The 16,627-nt window shown below is 62.9% G+C and carries 21 protein-coding genes; 17 read left to right on the top strand and 4 right to left on the bottom strand.

Annotated elements, in window-relative coordinates; genetic code table 11:
- Position 1 precedes the first annotated feature (1 nt).
- The 6 genes from ahbB (QKW60_RS14435) to QKW60_RS14410 are packed head-to-tail and all read left to right on the top strand — an operon-like array spanning position 2 to position 4,911.
- Positions 2-988 carry a siroheme decarboxylase subunit beta gene (gene ahbB, locus QKW60_RS14435; protein WP_282369679.1) on the top strand — a complete coding sequence of 329 codons (987 nt, stop codon included), beginning with the start codon at positions 2-4 and terminating at the stop codon, positions 986-988.
- Positions 985-1,458 (top strand): Lrp/AsnC family transcriptional regulator, encoded by a 474-nt coding sequence (locus tag QKW60_RS14430; RefSeq protein WP_282369677.1) that lies wholly within the window; start codon positions 985-987, stop codon positions 1,456-1,458. Before ahbB (QKW60_RS14435) ends, QKW60_RS14430 begins: the two co-directional genes overlap by 4 nt.
- The gene (gene ahbB / locus QKW60_RS14425) at positions 1,455-1,940 is read left to right on the top strand and encodes a siroheme decarboxylase subunit beta (protein ID WP_282369676.1); all 486 of its coding nucleotides are present in this window, start codon (positions 1,455-1,457) and stop codon (positions 1,938-1,940) included. Before QKW60_RS14430 ends, ahbB (QKW60_RS14425) begins: the two co-directional genes overlap by 4 nt.
- Positions 1,940-3,148, top strand: coding sequence for a heme d1 biosynthesis radical SAM protein NirJ (nirJ, locus tag QKW60_RS14420; protein WP_282369674.1), 1,209 nt, complete (start codon positions 1,940-1,942; stop codon positions 3,146-3,148). The genes ahbB (QKW60_RS14425) and nirJ overlap by 1 nt, the downstream gene beginning before the upstream one ends.
- Complete coding sequence (locus tag QKW60_RS14415) at positions 3,123-4,670, top strand: nitrite reductase (RefSeq protein WP_282369673.1); 1,548 nt, start codon at positions 3,123-3,125, stop codon at positions 4,668-4,670. Before nirJ ends, QKW60_RS14415 begins: the two co-directional genes overlap by 26 nt.
- Positions 4,627-4,911: a hypothetical protein gene (locus QKW60_RS14410; RefSeq protein WP_282369672.1), complete on the top strand. Its 285-nt coding sequence runs from the start codon at positions 4,627-4,629 to the stop codon at positions 4,909-4,911. The genes QKW60_RS14415 and QKW60_RS14410 overlap by 44 nt, the downstream gene beginning before the upstream one ends.
- A 102-nt stretch (positions 4,912-5,013) precedes the next feature.
- Here the strand turns inward: QKW60_RS14410 and QKW60_RS14405 are convergent, their stop codons facing one another.
- Positions 5,014-5,355, bottom strand: coding sequence for an excalibur calcium-binding domain-containing protein (locus tag QKW60_RS14405; RefSeq protein ID WP_282369670.1), 342 nt, complete (start codon positions 5,353-5,355; stop codon positions 5,014-5,016).
- A gap of 192 nt (positions 5,356-5,547) precedes the next feature.
- On the opposite strand from QKW60_RS14405, the gene QKW60_RS14400 reads away from it, so the two are divergent.
- Genes QKW60_RS14400 through QKW60_RS14385 form a run of 4 tightly spaced genes read left to right on the top strand, consistent with a single transcriptional unit; the run spans position 5,548 to position 7,927 of the window.
- The gene (locus QKW60_RS14400; protein ID WP_282369666.1) at positions 5,548-5,802 is read left to right on the top strand and encodes a hypothetical protein; all 255 of its coding nucleotides are present in this window, start codon (positions 5,548-5,550) and stop codon (positions 5,800-5,802) included.
- 55 nt (positions 5,803-5,857) lie between these two features.
- Positions 5,858-6,643, top strand: coding sequence for a formate/nitrite transporter family protein (locus QKW60_RS14395; RefSeq protein WP_282369665.1), 786 nt, complete (start codon positions 5,858-5,860; stop codon positions 6,641-6,643).
- A 45-nt stretch (positions 6,644-6,688) separates the two neighbouring features.
- On the top strand, positions 6,689-7,171 hold the full coding sequence (locus QKW60_RS14390) for a GNAT family N-acetyltransferase (RefSeq protein ID WP_282369663.1): 483 nt from the start codon (positions 6,689-6,691) through the stop codon (positions 7,169-7,171).
- Positions 7,172-7,213: 42 nt separating this feature from the next.
- Positions 7,214-7,927, top strand: a complete 714-nt coding sequence (locus tag QKW60_RS14385) for an NYN domain-containing protein (RefSeq protein ID WP_282369659.1) — start codon at positions 7,214-7,216, stop codon at positions 7,925-7,927.
- A 46-nt stretch (positions 7,928-7,973) separates the two neighbouring features.
- Here QKW60_RS14385 and QKW60_RS14380 read toward each other — a convergent pair whose 3' ends face one another.
- Both QKW60_RS14380 and QKW60_RS14375 read right to left on the bottom strand, forming a co-directional pair.
- Complete coding sequence (locus QKW60_RS14380; RefSeq protein WP_282369658.1) at positions 7,974-8,600, bottom strand: TetR/AcrR family transcriptional regulator; 627 nt, start codon at positions 8,598-8,600, stop codon at positions 7,974-7,976.
- A gap of 118 nt (positions 8,601-8,718) precedes the next feature.
- Positions 8,719-8,895 carry a hypothetical protein gene (locus QKW60_RS14375; RefSeq protein WP_282369656.1) on the bottom strand — a complete coding sequence of 59 codons (177 nt, stop codon included), beginning with the start codon at positions 8,893-8,895 and terminating at the stop codon, positions 8,719-8,721.
- A 167-nt stretch (positions 8,896-9,062) separates the two neighbouring features.
- Between QKW60_RS14375 and mbfA the strand changes: the two genes are divergently transcribed.
- The 6 genes from mbfA to QKW60_RS14345 are packed head-to-tail and all read left to right on the top strand — an operon-like array spanning position 9,063 to position 14,459.
- On the top strand, positions 9,063-10,040 hold the full coding sequence (gene mbfA, locus QKW60_RS14370) for an iron exporter MbfA (protein ID WP_282369655.1): 978 nt from the start codon (positions 9,063-9,065) through the stop codon (positions 10,038-10,040).
- 30 nt (positions 10,041-10,070) lie between these two features.
- Entirely contained in the window at positions 10,071-10,766 is a 696-nt protein-coding gene (locus QKW60_RS14365; RefSeq protein WP_282369654.1) for a nitroreductase family protein, read from the top strand.
- Between the two features lie 41 nt (positions 10,767-10,807).
- Entirely contained in the window at positions 10,808-11,737 is a 930-nt protein-coding gene (locus QKW60_RS14360) for an AEC family transporter (protein WP_282369653.1), read from the top strand.
- A gap of 14 nt (positions 11,738-11,751) precedes the next feature.
- On the top strand, positions 11,752-12,585 hold the full coding sequence (gene fghA / locus QKW60_RS14355) for an S-formylglutathione hydrolase (RefSeq protein WP_282369650.1): 834 nt from the start codon (positions 11,752-11,754) through the stop codon (positions 12,583-12,585).
- A gap of 3 nt (positions 12,586-12,588) precedes the next feature.
- Positions 12,589-14,013: a Si-specific NAD(P)(+) transhydrogenase gene (gene sthA / locus QKW60_RS14350; protein WP_282369648.1), complete on the top strand. Its 1,425-nt coding sequence runs from the start codon at positions 12,589-12,591 to the stop codon at positions 14,011-14,013.
- Positions 14,010-14,459, top strand: coding sequence for a YaiI/YqxD family protein (locus QKW60_RS14345; RefSeq protein WP_282369647.1), 450 nt, complete (start codon positions 14,010-14,012; stop codon positions 14,457-14,459). Before sthA ends, QKW60_RS14345 begins: the two co-directional genes overlap by 4 nt.
- Positions 14,460-14,554: 95 nt before the next feature.
- Here the strand turns inward: QKW60_RS14345 and QKW60_RS14340 are convergent, their stop codons facing one another.
- Positions 14,555-15,535, bottom strand: coding sequence for a zinc-binding alcohol dehydrogenase family protein (locus tag QKW60_RS14340; RefSeq protein WP_282369646.1), 981 nt, complete (start codon positions 15,533-15,535; stop codon positions 14,555-14,557).
- 117 nt (positions 15,536-15,652) lie between these two features.
- On the opposite strand from QKW60_RS14340, the gene QKW60_RS14335 reads away from it, so the two are divergent.
- Positions 15,653-16,558, top strand: a complete 906-nt coding sequence (locus tag QKW60_RS14335) for a LysR family transcriptional regulator (RefSeq protein WP_282369644.1) — start codon at positions 15,653-15,655, stop codon at positions 16,556-16,558.
- The last annotated feature ends 69 nt before the right edge of the window (positions 16,559-16,627 follow it).

The raw sequence follows: 16,627 nt of genomic DNA, 5'->3' as shown, positions 1-16,627 counted from the left end.
CATGCTCGACCGTCTTGACCCCATCGACCGCCGCCTGCTGGACGACTTCCAGCGCGACCTGCCCTTGGTCCCGCGCCCCTTCGCCGCGATGGGCGAGGTTCTGGGCGTGGATGAGGCAGAAGTTCTGCAACGGCTGGACATCCTCCATGCCCGTGGCATGGTCTCGCGCGTCGGTGCGACGGTCAGGCCGAATACGGCGGGGGCTTCGACCCTTGCGGCGATGGCGGTGCCCTCAGACCGGATCGAAGAGATCGCCGAAATCGTCGGCGCGGAGCCGGGCGTCAACCATTCCTACCTGCGCGAGGATGCGTGGAATCTCTGGTTCGTTGCCACCGCGCCCGATGCGACGGCGCTTGAGGCCGCACTGGGCCGGATCGGCAGCCGCACCGGCCTTCGCGTTCTCGACCTTCGGCTGGTCCGACCATTCAACATCGACCTCGGTTTCCGCCTCGCGCCCGGCGCGCGGCAGGAAATGTCCGAATCGCGGGCCGTGAATACGGATGTACTGGAACAATCCGACCGCCCGATCCTTCAGGCGCTGACGGCGGGCCTGCCGCTGACCCTGCGCCCGTTCCGGGCCGTTGCTCAATCATTGTCACGCAACGAATGTGACATAATCGCACGCATCGCTGCCCTGTCGGACGCGGGCCTCCTGACCCGCGTCGGCGTCATCGTCCGCCATCGCGCCATCGGCTGGTCGGCCAATGCGATGGTGGTCTGGAATCTGCCCGAGGACCGGATCGACGCCGCCGGGCCGGCACTTGCCCGCCAGCGGGGCGTCACGCTCTGCTACCGCCGCCTGACCGTGCCCGGCATCTGGGACTATCCGCTCTATTCCATGATCCACGCCCGCAGCCGGTCCGAAGCCCTGTCGATCCTGGCTGAAGCCGCCGCCCTACCGGAACTTGCCGGAGCGGCCCACCGCGTCCTGTTCTCCACCCGCTGCTTCAAGCAGACCGGCGCGCTTTTGAAAGCGGAGGCGGCATGAGGCGTGAGGTTCTTCCCCCCGAGGCGCTCGACGCGACGGACCGGGCGATTCTGAACGCGCTGCAAGAGGGATTTCCCCTGACCCCGCATCCCTTCGCCGATGCCGGCAAGCCGCTGGGCCTCAGCGAAGATGACCTGATCGCCCGCATCCAGAACCTGCGCGAGGAAGGCGCCATCACCCGCTTTGGCCCGTTCTTCGACGCCGAGGCGATGGGCGGTGCCTTCTGCCTCTGCGCCATGGCGGTGCCCGGGGACCGCTTCGACGCGGTCGTGACTTTGGTCAATGCCCATCCGGAGGTCGCGCACAATTATGAACGTGCCCACCGGCTGAACATGTGGTTCGTTCTGGCCACCGACACGCCGGCGGGCATCGAAAAGACCGCGCGGGCGATCGAGAAGGAAACCGGTCTCAAGGTTCTGCGCTTTCCGAAACTGAAGGAGTTCTTCATCGGATTCCGGGTGAAGGCATGACAATCGACGCCACCGACCGCCGTATCATCAACGCCACGCAAAGCGGCCTGCCGCTGGCGCCCGCGCCCTATGCGGTCGTGGCCGGCTGGCTGGGGCTGAGCGAGCGTGAGGTAATCGAGCGTTTGGCCGCGATGCAGGACAAGGGCGTGATCCGCCGCATCGCGCTGGCGCCCAACCACTATGCCCTGGGTGTGACGGCGAACGGGATGAGCGTCTGGGATGTCGCGGACGACCACGCCGAAACGCTTGGCGCAGAAGTCGGCGCCCTGGATTTCGTCAGCCATTGCTACCTGCGCCCGCGCGTCCTGCCCGACTGGCCTTACAACCTCTTCGCCATGATCCACGGGCAGGACAGATCCGAGGTCGAGCTCAAGCGGCAAGAGATCGCGGCGCTGCTCGGCGGTGCCTGCGGGGCGTCCGATATACTCTATTCCACCCGAATCCTGAAAAAAACCGGGCTCCGGCTCAGAGAGGGGGCGTGATGTTCCGGCTGACGCAATACATGCAGGAACTGGTGAACCCGACGCCGGTCCGCCGCCGCTCCGGCCCGGTGAAACCGGTGGTGATCTGGAACCTGACACGCCGCTGCAACCTGCGTTGCCGCCATTGCTACACGACCTCGGCCGATGTGCCGTTTCCGGGCGAACTGACCCACGAACAGGCCATGGCGGTGCTGGACGACCTTTCGGCCTTCCGCATCCCGGCGCTGATCCTGTCGGGGGGCGAGCCGCTGTCGCGCTTTGACTTCTTCGAGCTTGCCGAACGGGCGCGGGCGCTGAACTTCCGCCATCTCAGTCTCTCGACCAACGGCACCAAGGTGGCGGAGCATGCCGACCGCATCGCCGATCTTGGCTTCGACTATGTCGGCATCTCGCTCGATGGGATCGGCGCGGTCAACGACTGGTTCCGGGGCGTTGAGGGCGCTTTTGCCGATGCGCTTGCGGGCGTCCGGGCCTGCAAGGCGAAGGACATCAAGGTTGGACTGCGCTTCACCATCACCGAGGATAACGCCCACACACTTCCCGACATGCTCGACCTCTGCGAGGCGGAGGGGGTGGACAAGTTCTACCTGTCGCACCTCGTCTATGCCGGGCGGGGGGACAAGCACCGGGGCGAGGATACCGCCCACGCGCGAACCCGCGCGGCGATGGACCTGCTGATCGAACGGGCCTGGGATGCGGTCGAAAACGGTCGTCCGCTGGAGGTTGTGACCGGCAACAACGATGCGGACGCGGTCTGGTTCCTGCGCTGGGCGGCAGGCCGGTTCGATGAGGTCAAGTTGGCGCATGTCCGCGATCATCTGGAGGCCTGGGGCGGTAACTCATCGGGTCTTGGGGTCGCCAATATCGACCCGCAAGGCAAGGTTCACCCGGACACCTACTGGTCCGACTACACCGTGGGCAGCGTGAAACAGACACTGTTTTCGGACCTCTGGACCGGCGATGACCCGATGTTGGCCACCCTGCGCCAGCGTCCCCGCCCCTTGAAGGGTCGTTGCGGGGCCTGCGAGTTCCAATCGGTCTGCGGTGGCAATACCCGCATTCGCGCGCTTCAGGTCACGGGCGACCCCTGGGCCGAGGACCCGGCGTGCTATCTTTCCAACCAAGAAATCGGGGTGGAAGACGCAGAGCGTCTTGCGACGACCCCCTTCCGGGGCAAGAGCCATGATCCGGCACATCGTTTTTTCTAGTCTCCTGGCCGCCACTCCCGCGTTCGCAGGCCCCGACGGGACAGCGATTTTCGCTGACCATTGCTCCTCGTGCCACGCTGAAACCCGGCTTGGCGGCACCGGCCCGGCCCTGATCCCTGAGGCGCTGGGCCGGATCAAGGGCGAGGCGTTGGCCGGGATCATCGCCAATGGTCGTGTGGCAACCCAGATGCCCGCCTTTGCCGGGGACCTGACGGTGGAGGAAATTGCCGCTGTCGCCGCCTATATCGCGGAACCGCTGCCAGAGGCGCCGTCATGGACCACCGCCGACATAGAGGCCACGCGGGATCTGAAAACAAACTATATTCCGGCGGAAAAGCCGGTTTTTGCCGCCGATCCGATGAACATCACTCTGGTGGTGGAAACTGGCGACCATCATGTCAGCGTGCTCGACGGCGACACATTCGATGTGCTCGATCGCTTCGCCACGCCCTTCGCCGTCCATGGCGGGCCGAAGTTCTCGCCCGACGGGCGCTTCGTCTTCATCATGTCGCGCGACGGCTGGGTGCAGAAATACGATATCTGGTCGCTGGCAGAGGTTGGCCGCGTCCGCGCGGGCCTCAACAGCCGCAACATCGCGATGAGCCATGACGGCAACTGGCTGGCGGTCGCGAACTATCTGCCGAACACGCTGACGATCCTTTCCACCGCGGACCTGAGCGTCGCGAAGGTCATCGACATCATCGGCCGCGACGGCGGCCCGAGCCGCGTTTCAGCCGTCTATCAGGCACCCGACCGGAAAAGCTTCGTCCTCGCGCTGAAGGACGTTCCGGAGGTCTGGGAGGTTGCAACCGACCCCGAGGCCGGCCCCTATCATGAAGGTTTCGTTCACAGCTTTGAAAAGGGGATGGAGGAAAGCCTTGCCGCCGAAGAGGGGCTCTTTGCCCGCCGCCGCATCATGGTCGAAGCGCCGATCGACGACTTCTTCTTCAGCCCGAACTACCAGAACCTGATCGGCACAAATCGCGAAGGCGACAAGGGTGTGGTGGTCAATCTGATCGTCGGGCGCGAGATTGCCGAACTGCCGCTGCCGGGGATGCCGCATCTGGGGTCGGGCATCAGTTGGATGCGCGACGGGCGCCGGGTGATGGCCACGCCGCACCTGCGCGAGGGGATGCTGAGCGTGATCGACATGCAAAGCTGGAACGTCGTCACGACGATCCCGACCAATGGTCCGGGTTTCTTCCTGCGCAGCCACGAAAACTCTCCTTACGTCTGGGCCGACGTCTTCTTCGGGCCCCACAAGGACGAGATGCACGTCATCGACAAGAAGACGCTGAAGATCGTCAAAACGCTGAACCCTTCGCCCGGCAAGACCGTGGCGCATGTCGAATTCACCCGCGACGGGTCGAAGGCGCTGGTATCCGTCTGGGAGGATGACGGGGCTGTCATCGTCTATGACGCGGCGACGCTGGAGGAGATTACGCGGCTGCCGATGAAAAAGCCCTCGGGGAAATATAATGTGTGGAACAAGATCCATTTCGAAGAGGGAACGTCCCACTGACGGGCGCTGGCCGCTCTGGAGGCTCGGCGCCCTGCTTTATCCGTTCGCAGCGGCGGCGGTGGCGATCAACCTGTTCCTGCTTGGCCTCATGTGGCAGGTAGTGGGTATTCCGGTGCTGTCTCCCATCCTCTGCGTGTTGCTTTCGATCCCGCTTGGAATCCCGGCCAGCTGGGCCGCCGCGCGCTGGGTGCGGCAGCTTATTGACGAGGCGGAGGGACGACACCGCACCGGGCAGGACTAGGCCCGTCAAGATGCGCGTACCGAGGTCAACCGCGGCACGCATCGCTGGCGATGATCATACTGGTGCCGAACGCAACGGCGGAACTGCGTTTTCCACCCGTGCCTAGCCCTCATCGAATGCTTTCGGCCGCACGAACTTGGCGCCGCCCGCCCGGGTCGTTGTCGTCTGCCCTGGCACGTAAGGTGTGCCATCAGCCGATGCGGGGGCGCAGGCGATGCCGTCGCCATCCGGGTCATTGCGTTCATGATACCCCGGGGCCCCTGCCCGCGCACCGGCCAGACCGATCGCCGCCGCGGCCGGGCACCCGGCCCGCGCGACAAGATGAGCCAGCGCCAGGGCAGGCGGATACGGGCTTGTCCGAACATAGACCGATACTGCAGTCGCCACTGCGATGATCGGAATTGTCGTCATCTTGAGGATTGCAGACGACAGGAATCGCGCCATGCCCGGCTTTCGTCGGCGCTCCGGCGACGGCCTGCCCATTCGAAGGTGCGGTTGTTCAGCCATACCGTTCGGTACCTGGCAAAATGGGCCTCATCATGGCAGACCGACCCGCGCACCGGGTGATTTATTCCCTCTGCCCGACTCATTTTTCCGGTGATAGCTTGCGCCGGCAACCCCTTTGGAGTGACGCCCATGCGCGCGCTTTTGCTTGCCCTGCCTCTGCTGCTTTCCACCCCCGCCATCGCCGACGAAACCACCGGCAGAATTCTTGCCTTCGATCGCGTGGCAAATGTCATCGTGCTTGATGACAAGACCATCTGGCCGCTGGCCGACACGACTGAAACCTCTCCCGATCTGGTCGCCGGCGACATGGTCAGGATCGACTATGTCGGGGGTGGCGATACTGGGGTCGCCTCGATCACCAGCATCCTGAGGGTTGAAGGCTGACGGTGTTTCGCGGACGGAGTGGACGGCGCAACCTAATCCGCTATCCTCTCCGCCCATGAACGACACACCGCATCCCGACGCCTACAAACCGGCCGAGATCGCCCGACTCATGGAAAGCGCGGGCGTGGCCAAGGCCGCGCTGCCGCTGGCACAGATGTTCGTGCTTGCCATGCTTGCCGGGGCCTTCATCGGCTTCGGCGCGGCGGCCTATACGATGGTCATGACCGGGACCGATATGGGCTATGGCCCGGCGCGGATGCTTGGCGGTTTGGTCTTCTCGCTCGGGCTTATCCTTGTTGTTGTCGGTGGGGCGGAGCTTTTCACCGGCAATGCCCTGATGGTGATGGCGGCCGTTGACAGGCGGATCACGCGGCAACAGCTCTTTCGCAACTGGGTCGTTGTCTATCTCGGCAATCTGGTGGGCGCGGTCGGGCTTGCCGTGGCGTTTGGCCTGTCCGGCCTGCTCGACGGGAAAATGGGCGGGACGGCGGCGCAGATCGCGCTGGCCAAGTCCAGCCTGCCACCGGTGGAGGCCCTTGTGCGCGGCGTGCTGTGCAATGCACTGGTCTGCCTTGCCGTCTGGCTGACCTTCGCCGCACGGACGGCGGCAGGCAAGATTCTTGCCATCCTCTGGCCGGTGACCGGCTTCGTGATGCTCGGCCTCGAACATTCGGTCGCCAACATGTATTTCCTGCCGCAGGGTTGGGCTGCGGGAGGTGAACCGAATCTGGTGGGCGCAGCGGCCAATCTCTTCTGGGTGACACTCGGCAATATCCTTGGCGGCGCGGGCGGCGTGGCGCTGGCCTACCGCTTCGCCTATCTGGGCCCGGGACGCGCTTAGTCCGTCCGGTCGCCTGACCCAAACGAAAATCCTGGTGGAGCGAACATGCAGATACGTCCGGCGACCGCGGCAGATGACGACAATATCTGGAGGATGCTTGAGCCCGTCTTCCGGGCAGGCGAAACCTATTGCGTTCCACGCGACATAAGCCGCGAGGCGGCGCTGGACTATTGGTCGGGCGCACCCCATCAGGTCTATGTCGCCGAGGAAAACGGTACCCCCCTTGGCACCTATTTCCTGACTCCCAATCAGAAGGGCGGCGGGGCGCATGTCTGCAATTGCGGGTTTGTCACCGCCACCGGGACGACGGGCAAGGGTGTGGCCCGACACATGCTGCGTCACGCGCTCGATACTGCGAAAGCCGCCGGGTTCCGCGCGATGCAGTTCAATTTCGTCGTCGCGACGAATGAACGGGCCATCGCGATCTGGGAAAGCCATGGCTTCGGGACGGTTGGTCGCCTGCCCGGCGCCTTCCTGCATCCAAGAGAGGGCTACGTCGACGCGCTGGTCATGTACCGCGCACTGTGACAGGGTGGCGGTCATGCCCCCCCACACAGAAAGACACCGCTGATGGCCCGTGCCGAGGTTCCCCTGCTTGCCGTACTGATTGATGCCGACAATGTCGTCGCCCGTAATGCCGAGGCGATCCTGAAGGAAATCACGGCCTACGGCGAACCCGCCCTGCGTCGGGTCTACGGCGACTGGTCCAATCCCCAGCTCAACGGCTGGAAAGAGAAGGCGCGCCAGCTCGGCCTCGTGACGCATCAGGAATCAGCCAATACCAAGGGCAAGAATGCCAGCGATATCGGCCTTGTGATCGACGCGATGGACATCCTGCATGCGGGCAAGTTCGACGGTTTTGTTCTGGTCTCGTCCGACAGCGACTTCACCCGTCTCGCCAGCCGTATCCGCGAGGAAGGGCTGGAGGTAATCGGCATCGGCGAGGCGAAGACACCCGAAGCGCTGCGCAATGTCTGCAACCGCTTCGTCTTTATCGAGAACATCGTCGAGGATCCGGAACCCGCCAAGGGCGCGGCTGCCAAATCCGGGGCGAAGCGGTCGCCGAAGGAAGCCGTCGATCTGATCATCCGGGCGATGGCCAAGATTGATCAGGAGGACGACTGGTATCTGCTCGGCCTCATTGGGCAGCGGATCGTGGCCGACAATCCCGATTTCGACACAAGGACCTATGGCAAGCGCAAGCTGAGCGATCTTGTCGGTGACCTCAAGCGGTTCGAGACCAAGCGCGAGGGCAATCACATCTTTGTCCGCAGGGTGGACTGATTGGTTTCGGGGATCTGAAAGCCGCGCATTCGGTGGCGCTGCAGGCTCACTTCACCCCGTAGCGCGCCAGAAACATCTCGACCGCGCCCATGGCCACACGGTTCCGGTCATCCACCGAAAACTCGCGTTTGATGCCGAAACAGACGCAGGGAAAGATATCGGCCTTGCAAAGCTCCGCGAATTGAGCGGCGGCAAGGTGGATATCCTCGATGACCAACTCGCCCCGTTCCACCGCGCCGGTCAGATAGGCCGAGATGCGTTCGTTCAGCAGGCCCGGCCCGGTCGCATAGAATTCCTGCCCCAGTTCGGGGAACCGCTCGGCCTCAGCCACGCAGATGCGGAAGGTCGAGCGGCCGAAATCGGTCAGGAAGAAATCGACGATCTTGCGGGCCGCTACGGGAAGAACCATCTGCGGCGGTGCCGTGAGCGTGACCAGCGCTTCGGCCTCGTCCGCCTGGCGCTGGCATTCGCCCTTGGCGACCTCGACGAAGAGCATGCGTTTGTCGGGGAAATACGCGTAAAGCGTCGCTTTCGACACGCCGGCCTCGGCGGCGATATCATCGACACTTGCGCCCTCAAACCCGTCGCGCAGGAACACGGTACGCGCGCCCTCCAGCACCTGGTCGAACTTGCGGCCACGTTTGATGGTTGCCAAGGCGGCGTTTGCTGTCATGCGGTCACTCCCCGCAGAAAGGATAGACCGCCTGCCTTGCTGACGACAAGCGCGGACGTAAAAAAACGGGCAGGCCTGGGCCCGCCCGAAGATCCCGCCGGGATGAGGCAGGGGATGGTCACTGACCTTTCGGTGCGCAGACCGGCGTGGTCACGCTGTGGCAACCCCGGGTGGCGCCAGTGTCATCGGTCGGGAACTGAAGGCGCGGAAGATCGAAAGTCACACCACCGGCAAGGGCCGGAGCTGCGGTCAGTCCAAGGGCGATTGCGGTGAGAAGGGTGCGAATCCGTGTCATGAGAGACATCCATTCTGAACTGTTTCGTTTAGTAATTCAGAACTAAACCGATCAGTTCGGAATTTCAAGGTCAAACTGAACCCATTAGTTCAGAATTGGCTATTTTCCGCTCTTGCCGCCCCGCCTCCGGCCCCCTAGTTTGGAATCGTTCCAAACTGGAGGCTTCCATGATCCCCGGCTTCGCCAGCCGCCGCCGCTTCTCGGACCTGAGCGAGCAGGAAGTGCTCGCGCTAGCGATTTCATCCGAGGAGGATGACGCCCGCATCTACCGGACCTATGCCGAACGGTTGCGCGCCGACTTTCCCTCATCCGCCGCCGTTTTCGAGGCGATGGCAAAGGAAGAGGACACCCATCGCCACTGGCTGATCGAACGCCACAAGGCGCGGTTCGGGGATGTGATACCGTTGATCCGGCGCGAACATGTGGCCGGGTTTTACGCCCGCCGGCCCGTATGGCTCGTGGAAAATCTCGGGCTCGACCGGATGCGGTCTGAGGCCGAGGCGATGGAGCGCGAGGCTGAGGCCTTTTACCGACGGGCAGCCGCCGCGACCAAGGATGCCGAGACTCGCAAACTTCTAGGTGATCTCGCCGCCGCTGAGGCGAAGCACGAGAAGAAAGCCGGCGATCTGGCCGAGGCGCATCTCGACGAAGAGGCGAAGGGGGAGGAGGACCGCGCCGCCCACCGCCAGTTCGTGCTGACCTGGGTTCAGCCGGGATTGGCCGGGCTGATGGACGGTTCGGTTTCGACCTTGGCGCCGATCTTTGCCACGGCCTTTGCCACTCAGGACACATGGACGACGTTCCTCGTGGGCCTTGCCGCCGCCGTCGGCGCGGGCATTTCGATGGGCTTTACCGAGGTCGCGTCGGATGATGGCGTGCTCTCGGGCCGCGGCTCACCCATGAAGCGGGGTATTTCGGCCGGTGTGATGACGACCTTAGGCGGGCTCGGCCACGCGCTGCCTTACCTGATCCCCGATTTCTGGACCGCGACAGTCATCGCCATCGCCATCGTCTTTGTGGAGCTTTGGGCCATCGTCTGGATCCAGAACCGCTACATGGAGACCCCGTTCCTGCGCGCGACCTTTCAGGTCGTTCTGGGCGGCGCGCTGGTCTTTGCCGCTGGCGTTCTGATCGGGGGTGGGTAGTATTCCCGGCAAACAGCCGGGGAGCGATCCATGTATTTCAAGGACAAGGTCAGCTATCAGCCCTTGCCGCTGCCTGACCGGGTGGCGCTGGGCGATGCCAAGGCTTTGAAAGCGGCCGAGGCTTTCCGCGATTACATGAAGAAACGCCACACGGTGCGCGATTTCAGCGCTGATCCGGTGCCGGAGGAGGTGATCGCGGCTTGTGTCGCCGCGGCCGGGACCGCGCCTTCGGGCGCCAATCACCAGCCCTGGCATTTCGTGGCGATTTCCGATCCTGCGATGAAGGCCGAAATCCGCGCCGCCGCCGAGAAGGAGGAAGAGACCTTTTACGCGGGCGGTGCAGGCGAGGAGTGGCTGAAGGCGCTCGAGCCGATCGGGACGGGTGTCTCCAAACCCCATCTCGATATCGCGCCCTGGCTGATCGTCGTCTTCGCGCAGCGTTATGGCGTGACCCATGACGGCGAGCGGTACAAGAACTACTATGTGCCCGAAAGCGTCGGCATTGCCACTGGCTTCCTGATTGCCGCCCTGCACCATGCCGGGCTTTCGACGCTGACCCACACGCCCAATCCGATGAAGTTCCTAAACGGTCTCTGTGACCGCCCTGACAGCGAAAAGCCGGTGATGATCATCGCCGTGGGCCGCGCTGCAGAGGGGGCGACAGTGCCCGCTGTGGCGAAGATCAAGAAGCCACTGGCAGAGATTTTGACGGTTCGGAAGGGCTGACGTGATGGTCCCGGCAATGGCACCGTGCTAGACGGGAACCGATGCTCGCGATCTTCCTGAAAACGCTTCCCTTCTTCGCGCTGATCGGCCTTGGCTGGTTCGCGGGCCGCACCCGTTTCTTTCCCGAGGTCGCGACCGAATACCTCACTCGCTTTGTCTTCTATTTCGCACTCTCGGCGATGCTCTTTCGCTTCGCTGCCAAACTGTCGCTGGCCGAGATCTTTGACGCGCGTTTCGCCGCTGCCTATCTGACCGGATGCCTTGCCGTCTATCTGCTCGCGACTCTCGTTGCGCGTCTGCGCGGCATCCCGGCGACCGAAATGGCGGTGGAGGCGCAATGCGCCGTGATCGGCAATACCGGCTTTCTTGGCGTTCCGCTGTTGACCGCGCTTCTGGGTCCCGAAGCCGCGGGACCGGTCCTGATGCTGCTGGCCATCGACCTCATCGTCTTTTCCAGCCTCATCACCCTCATCATCACCGGCGCACGGGAAGGGCATCTGTCCCCCCGCATCTTCAAGACGCTGGCGCTTGGCCTTCTTAAGAACCCGATGATCGTCGCAATGGTGCTTGGCCTTGCGGTCTCTTCCGCCAACCTGACGCTGCCTGCCCCGGTCGACGAATTCCTGATGATCCTCGGCGCTGCCGCCACGCCCGGCGCACTTTTTGCCATCGGCGCGTCGCTTGCGTCGAAAACGGCCGAAAGATTGTCGGTCGCGCTCTGGCTTTCCTTTGCCAAGCTGGCACTTCATCCCCTGGCGGTTGCCATCGCGGCGCTGGTGATTTTCAAGGTCGAACCCTACGCGGCGGGCGTGATGATCGCGGCGGCGGCCTTACCGGTGGCGGGGAATGTCTATATCCTCGCCCGCAATTACGGGGTGGCACCACAGCGGGTGTCGGCCTCGATCCTGATTTCCACGATGGTCAGCATCGTGACCGTATCGCTGGTGGTCGCCTGGATCACCGGAGCCTGAAGAAAGGAAGACCCATGCAGACGCTTTCAGAAAACAAATGCTTTGGCGGGATTCAGGGGGTCTATTCTCACGCCTCGGATGCCTGCGGCTGCGATATGACCTTCGGGCTTTTCCTGCCGGAAGAGGCCGCCGAGGGGCCGGTTCCGGTACTGTGGTACCTGTCGGGCCTGACCTGCACCCATGAAAACGCCATGGTGAAGGCCGGGGCGCAGGCCTGGGCGGCCGAGGCAGGCATTGCGCTGGTCTTCCCGGACACCTCGCCGCGCGGTGAGGGTGTGGCCAATGACGAGGCCTACGATCTGGGACAGGGCGCGGGGTTCTACGTCAACGCGATAGAAGCACCTTGGGCTCCGCATTTCCGCATGTGGGACTACGTGGCCGAGGAACTGCCCGCGATCGTCACCGCCAATTTCGCCGTCGCCGAGGACCGGCAGGCGATCACCGGCCATTCCATGGGCGGGCATGGCGCCTTGACCATGGCGATGCGACTGCCGGGGCGGTTCCGGTCTGTGTCCGCTTTCGCACCCATCGCCCATCCGACACAGTCGGACTGGGGCCGGAAGCAGCTTGGCGCCTATCTCGGGGCCGATGAAAATCTTTGGGCGCCACACGATTCTACGCTGCTGATGCGGCGGCTCGGCTTCGACGGGCCGGTCCTGATTGATCAGGGGTCGAAGGACCAGTTCCTTGATCTCCTGAAGCCCGAGGCGCTGGCACAGGCAATGATGGAACGTCGCCAGAACGGCCAGTTCCGCATGCAGCCGGGCTATGACCACAGCTATTTCTTCGTCTCCAGCTTCATGCGCGACCACATCGCCTTCCACGCCGAAGCGCTCTATGCAGGGTGAGACATGAGCCAGTATGACCTGATCATCATCGGCTCCGGCCCCTCGGGCAAGGCAGCCGCCATTCAGGCGGGCAAGCTGAAGCGCAAGGTGCTGGTCATCGACCGCAAGGACCGGCTGGGCGGCGTGTCTGTCCATACCGGCACGATCCCGTCAAAAACCCTGCGCGAGACGGTGCTGAACCTGTCCGGCTGGCGCGAACGGTCGTTCTATGGCCGGTCCTACCGGGTGAAGGACGATATCAGTTCCGACGACCTGAAGAACCGCCTGCACAAGACCCTCGACTACGAGGTCGACGTGCTGGAACACCAGTTCAACCGCAACCATGTCGAAACGCTGCTGGGTTCGGCCAGGTTCACCGGCCCGAACGAGGTGGAGGTGGCAACACAGGCGGGCGAGACGGTGACGCTGTCCGCCGACAAGTTCCTGATCGCCACGGGGACCAAGACCTACCGGCCCAAGGACGTGCCCTTCAACGGCAAGACGGTCGTGGACAGCGACGAATTCCTTGAACTCGGGCAATTGCCGCGCTCGCTCTGCGTTGTCGGCGCGGGTGTCATCGGGGTCGAATATGCGACCATGTTCACCGCGCTCGACGTGCGCGTGACACTGATTGAGCCACGCGACAGTTTCCTCGATTTCATCGACCGATATACGATCAGCGAGTTTACCCATCAGGTGCGGGAAAACGGGCTCGACCTCAGGCTGGGATCGAAAATTGAAAAGATCGAGGACGCCAAAAACCATGTCGAGGTGACGCTGGAAAACGGCCGACATGTGCGGACCGAGATGCTGCTTTACGCCGCCGGGCGAATGGGGGCGACGGAGGCGCTGAACCTGAAGGCGGTCGGGTTGGAAACCGACCATCGCGGACGGCTGGAGGTCGACCGAAAGACGTACCAAACCACTGTGCCGCATATCTATGCCGCGGGCGATGTGATCGGCCATCCCTCGCTGGCCTCTACCTCGCTGCAGCAGGGCCGCGTCGCCGCCTGCCACGCGCTCGACACGCCGACGCTGAAGGAAAGCCCGTGGTTTCCCTACGGCATCTATTCGGTCCCCGAGATCTCCACCTGCGGCATGTCCGAGGAAGAAGCGCAAGGCCGCGGCATCCCCTACGAGGTCGGCATCGCCCGGTTCCGCGAAACCTCGCGCGGCCATATCATGGGGCTGGAACACGGTATGCTGAAGATGCTGGTCAGCCTCAAGACGCGGCGGCTTCTGGGTGTGCAGATCGTGGGTGAGGGCGCGACGGAACTGATCCATATCGCGCAGGCGGTGCTGAACCTGAAAGGGACGGTCGATTATTTCGTCGAGAACACGTTCAACTACCCGACGCTCGCCGAGGCCTACCGCATCGCCGGGCTCGACGCCTTCAACCGCATGCCGATCCCCGAGGAGTTCAAGGTCAAGCGCAAGGGCAAGGCATGACGCTCTACGTCGATGCCGATGCCTGCCCGGTGAAGGAGGAATGCATCCGCGCCGCCGACCGGCTGAAGGTGCCGGTCAAGATGGTCTGCAACGGCGGCATCCGGCCGTCCGCGCATCCGCTGGTCGAGACGATCTTTGTCACCGAGGGGCCGGACGAGGCCGACAAATGGATCGCCGAACGGGCGGGCAAGGGCGATGTTGTGATCACCGGCGACATCCCCTTGGCCGCGAAATGCGTGGAGGCCGGGGCGCTGGTGCTGAAGCACAATGGCGAGGCGCTGACCTCCGCCAATATCGGCAACGCGCTGGCCACCCGCGACCTGATGGCCGACCTGCGCGCAGCCGACCCGTTCCGGCAGGGCGGCGGCAAGGCGTTTTCCAAACAGGACCGGGCGCGGTTTTCCTCGGCTCTCGACCGGCTGCTGAGAGCGGTGGGACAGGGGTGATAGGGACGGCGTGCTTCGGCTACAAGCGGCAGCAAGCAGACGAAGCTGACGTCCAGCTTTCCTATCGGAACGTCCGCTTCCGCCCAGATTACCATTCAGGTTAGGACAACGATCTTGCCTCCGGCATCGTTACTTTCCATCGTACGATGTGCGTCCACGATTTCGTCAAGAGCGAAGGTCCTGCCTATTCTTAGCGGAAGTGTCCCGGCCTTGATGTCCTCCAGAAGCTCATTGAGCGGCGTGCGCGTGAAATCTTCGGAGCCGCCCGAGTAGGTCGTCAGGTTCACAGCAGTCGGGATGACGCCCATTGGGCTAAAGTCGTCAAAAGACCACTTGTTGCCGACCATTCCCGTCATGCAAACCGTGCCGTTCTGCCTCGTCGCGTGCAGTGAATCCGCCAAAGTCGTGGCTCCGACCAGTTCGAGGACCTTGTTGACCCCACGGGGGAAGACTTCGCGGACCTGCTGTGCGATCTGGCCCGTGTCAATGAACACCTGATCTGCTCCGTTGTCGCGCAACATGGCTTCACGCGTGGGATTGCGCGTTGTGGCAGCGACGATGGCACCATGTTTCCTGGCAATTGCGGCCGCCGCCAATCCGACTGAGGTTGTGCCACCTCTGACCAGAAGAGTATCGCCTTCCTTGAGTTGCAGCGCCGTGAAGAGCGACCCCCATGCCGTCTGCAGCATCTCTGGCGCGGCACCAAGCACGTCCCAACCAAGATCAACGTCAATCTTCTGAACCTGGCTTGCAGGGACCATCGTGTATTCCGCGTAGCCACCATCAAACGCGCGCCCCATCCCGCCCATTGCGGTTGCAACGACGTCTCCGGCTTCGAATTCACCACCGGGGGCATGTTCAACAGTGCCGACGGCCTCGATGCCGAGAATGCGGGGGAACGCCACGTTTGGCGAATGCCCTTGGCGGGTGAAAAGCTCGGATCTGTTAAGCCCGAACGCCCTTACCTTGATTAGGACCTGACCGATCTGGGGCGTCGGAATGGGCCGCTCTTCGAGTTTGAGAACTTCAGGCCCTCCCGCTTCGTAGATCACGGCGGCTTTCATGGTGTCAGGCATACATCTGCTCCCGAGTTGTGCAGCAAGCGCGCTGCCTCTTTGGCAGTATCGAACACTTGGCCCTCTCCGATAAGTCGGTATGATCGGAAATCATTATCCCAAATTCGGGAGGCAGCTATGCATGACCTTAACGCACTCATGATTTTCGCCCGCGTCGTCGAGACCCAAAGCTTTTCCGAGGCCTCGCGCAGGCTGCGCATACCTCTGTCTACCGTCAGCCGGAAAGTGGCCGAACTGGAAAACCAGCTTGGCGTCCGACTCCTGGAAAGATCGACCCGGCATTTGCGCCTGACGGATATCGGCGCAGAGATATTGCAATTTGCACAGCAGGGTGCAGAAGTTCATGACGCGGTGGATGCGGTCGTGTTGAACCGGTTGACGGAGGTGTCCGGCACCCTGAGGCTGTCCTGTCCGCCAAACATCGCGGACTCTCTGATCGCCCCCTTGATCAGCGGCTTTCAAGCATCCTATCCCGCCGTCAACATACAGGTCGTCGTAACGGATCGTTTTGTCGATCATATTGCCGATGGTATCGATCTGGCGTTCCGCGTTGGGCGACTGAACGACTCCAGACTGATTGCGAAACGATTACTTCGGTATCGCTGCCGTTTGCTGGCCAGCCCTGCGTACCTCGAGCGGTATGCAGCCCCGGCGACGCCGGATGATCTGTGCCAGCACCGGTTGCTTACTTTCGGGCTCTTGCAGCGCGAGGCCAGCTGGCTGCTAAAAAACCGATCCACGACGAAAATGGTAACCTTTCGCCCCCACATCACCATGAACGACTATGCGGGTCTGGCCAATGCCTTGAAATCCGGATCAGGGATTGGCGAGCTTCCCCCCATCGTTTCACCGCAGCTTTACGAGGATGGATCACTGGTCGAGGTCTTGCCTGAATGGCACCTCACCCCCGACGACCTGTCCATTCTTCATCTTGGGAACCGCCATATCTCTCGTCCCCTGCGCCTGTTCAAGGAATTCTCAGTGCAGATGGCAGTGTCCCTCTTCCCGGATTTGCCGGTGTAACGATGCGAAGCAATTCATCCCAAATACGGAAAAGTTATTTCCAAACGAGCGCGCTAATTACCGAATGCG

Source organism: Albidovulum aestuarii, assembly GCF_029961185.1.
GTDB lineage: Bacteria > Pseudomonadota > Alphaproteobacteria > Rhodobacterales > Rhodobacteraceae > Albidovulum > Albidovulum aestuarii.
This window is presented reverse-complemented; position numbering and strand designations above follow the sequence as displayed.

Coding starts and splice junctions, on each gene's coding strand:
- ahbB (WP_282369679.1), top strand. CDS start 2: ATGCTCGACCGTCTTGACCCCATCGACCGCCGCCTGCTGGACGACTTC.
- QKW60_RS14430 (WP_282369677.1), top strand. CDS start 985: ATGAGGCGTGAGGTTCTTCCCCCCGAGGCGCTCGACGCGACGGACCGG.
- ahbB (WP_282369676.1), top strand. CDS start 1,455: ATGACAATCGACGCCACCGACCGCCGTATCATCAACGCCACGCAAAGC.
- nirJ (WP_282369674.1), top strand. CDS start 1,940: ATGTTCCGGCTGACGCAATACATGCAGGAACTGGTGAACCCGACGCCG.
- QKW60_RS14415 (WP_282369673.1), top strand. CDS start 3,123: ATGATCCGGCACATCGTTTTTTCTAGTCTCCTGGCCGCCACTCCCGCG.
- QKW60_RS14410 (WP_282369672.1), top strand. CDS start 4,627: ATGTGTGGAACAAGATCCATTTCGAAGAGGGAACGTCCCACTGACGGG.
- QKW60_RS14405 (WP_282369670.1), bottom strand. CDS start 5,355: ATGGCGCGATTCCTGTCGTCTGCAATCCTCAAGATGACGACAATTCCG.
- QKW60_RS14400 (WP_282369666.1), top strand. CDS start 5,548: ATGCGCGCGCTTTTGCTTGCCCTGCCTCTGCTGCTTTCCACCCCCGCC.
- QKW60_RS14395 (WP_282369665.1), top strand. CDS start 5,858: ATGAACGACACACCGCATCCCGACGCCTACAAACCGGCCGAGATCGCC.
- QKW60_RS14390 (WP_282369663.1), top strand. CDS start 6,689: ATGCAGATACGTCCGGCGACCGCGGCAGATGACGACAATATCTGGAGG.
- QKW60_RS14385 (WP_282369659.1), top strand. CDS start 7,214: ATGGCCCGTGCCGAGGTTCCCCTGCTTGCCGTACTGATTGATGCCGAC.
- QKW60_RS14380 (WP_282369658.1), bottom strand. CDS start 8,600: ATGACAGCAAACGCCGCCTTGGCAACCATCAAACGTGGCCGCAAGTTC.
- QKW60_RS14375 (WP_282369656.1), bottom strand. CDS start 8,895: ATGACACGGATTCGCACCCTTCTCACCGCAATCGCCCTTGGACTGACC.
- mbfA (WP_282369655.1), top strand. CDS start 9,063: ATGATCCCCGGCTTCGCCAGCCGCCGCCGCTTCTCGGACCTGAGCGAG.
- QKW60_RS14365 (WP_282369654.1), top strand. CDS start 10,071: ATGTATTTCAAGGACAAGGTCAGCTATCAGCCCTTGCCGCTGCCTGAC.
- QKW60_RS14360 (WP_282369653.1), top strand. CDS start 10,808: ATGCTCGCGATCTTCCTGAAAACGCTTCCCTTCTTCGCGCTGATCGGC.
- fghA (WP_282369650.1), top strand. CDS start 11,752: ATGCAGACGCTTTCAGAAAACAAATGCTTTGGCGGGATTCAGGGGGTC.
- sthA (WP_282369648.1), top strand. CDS start 12,589: ATGAGCCAGTATGACCTGATCATCATCGGCTCCGGCCCCTCGGGCAAG.
- QKW60_RS14345 (WP_282369647.1), top strand. CDS start 14,010: ATGACGCTCTACGTCGATGCCGATGCCTGCCCGGTGAAGGAGGAATGC.
- QKW60_RS14340 (WP_282369646.1), bottom strand. CDS start 15,535: ATGCCTGACACCATGAAAGCCGCCGTGATCTACGAAGCGGGAGGGCCT.
- QKW60_RS14335 (WP_282369644.1), top strand. CDS start 15,653: ATGCATGACCTTAACGCACTCATGATTTTCGCCCGCGTCGTCGAGACC.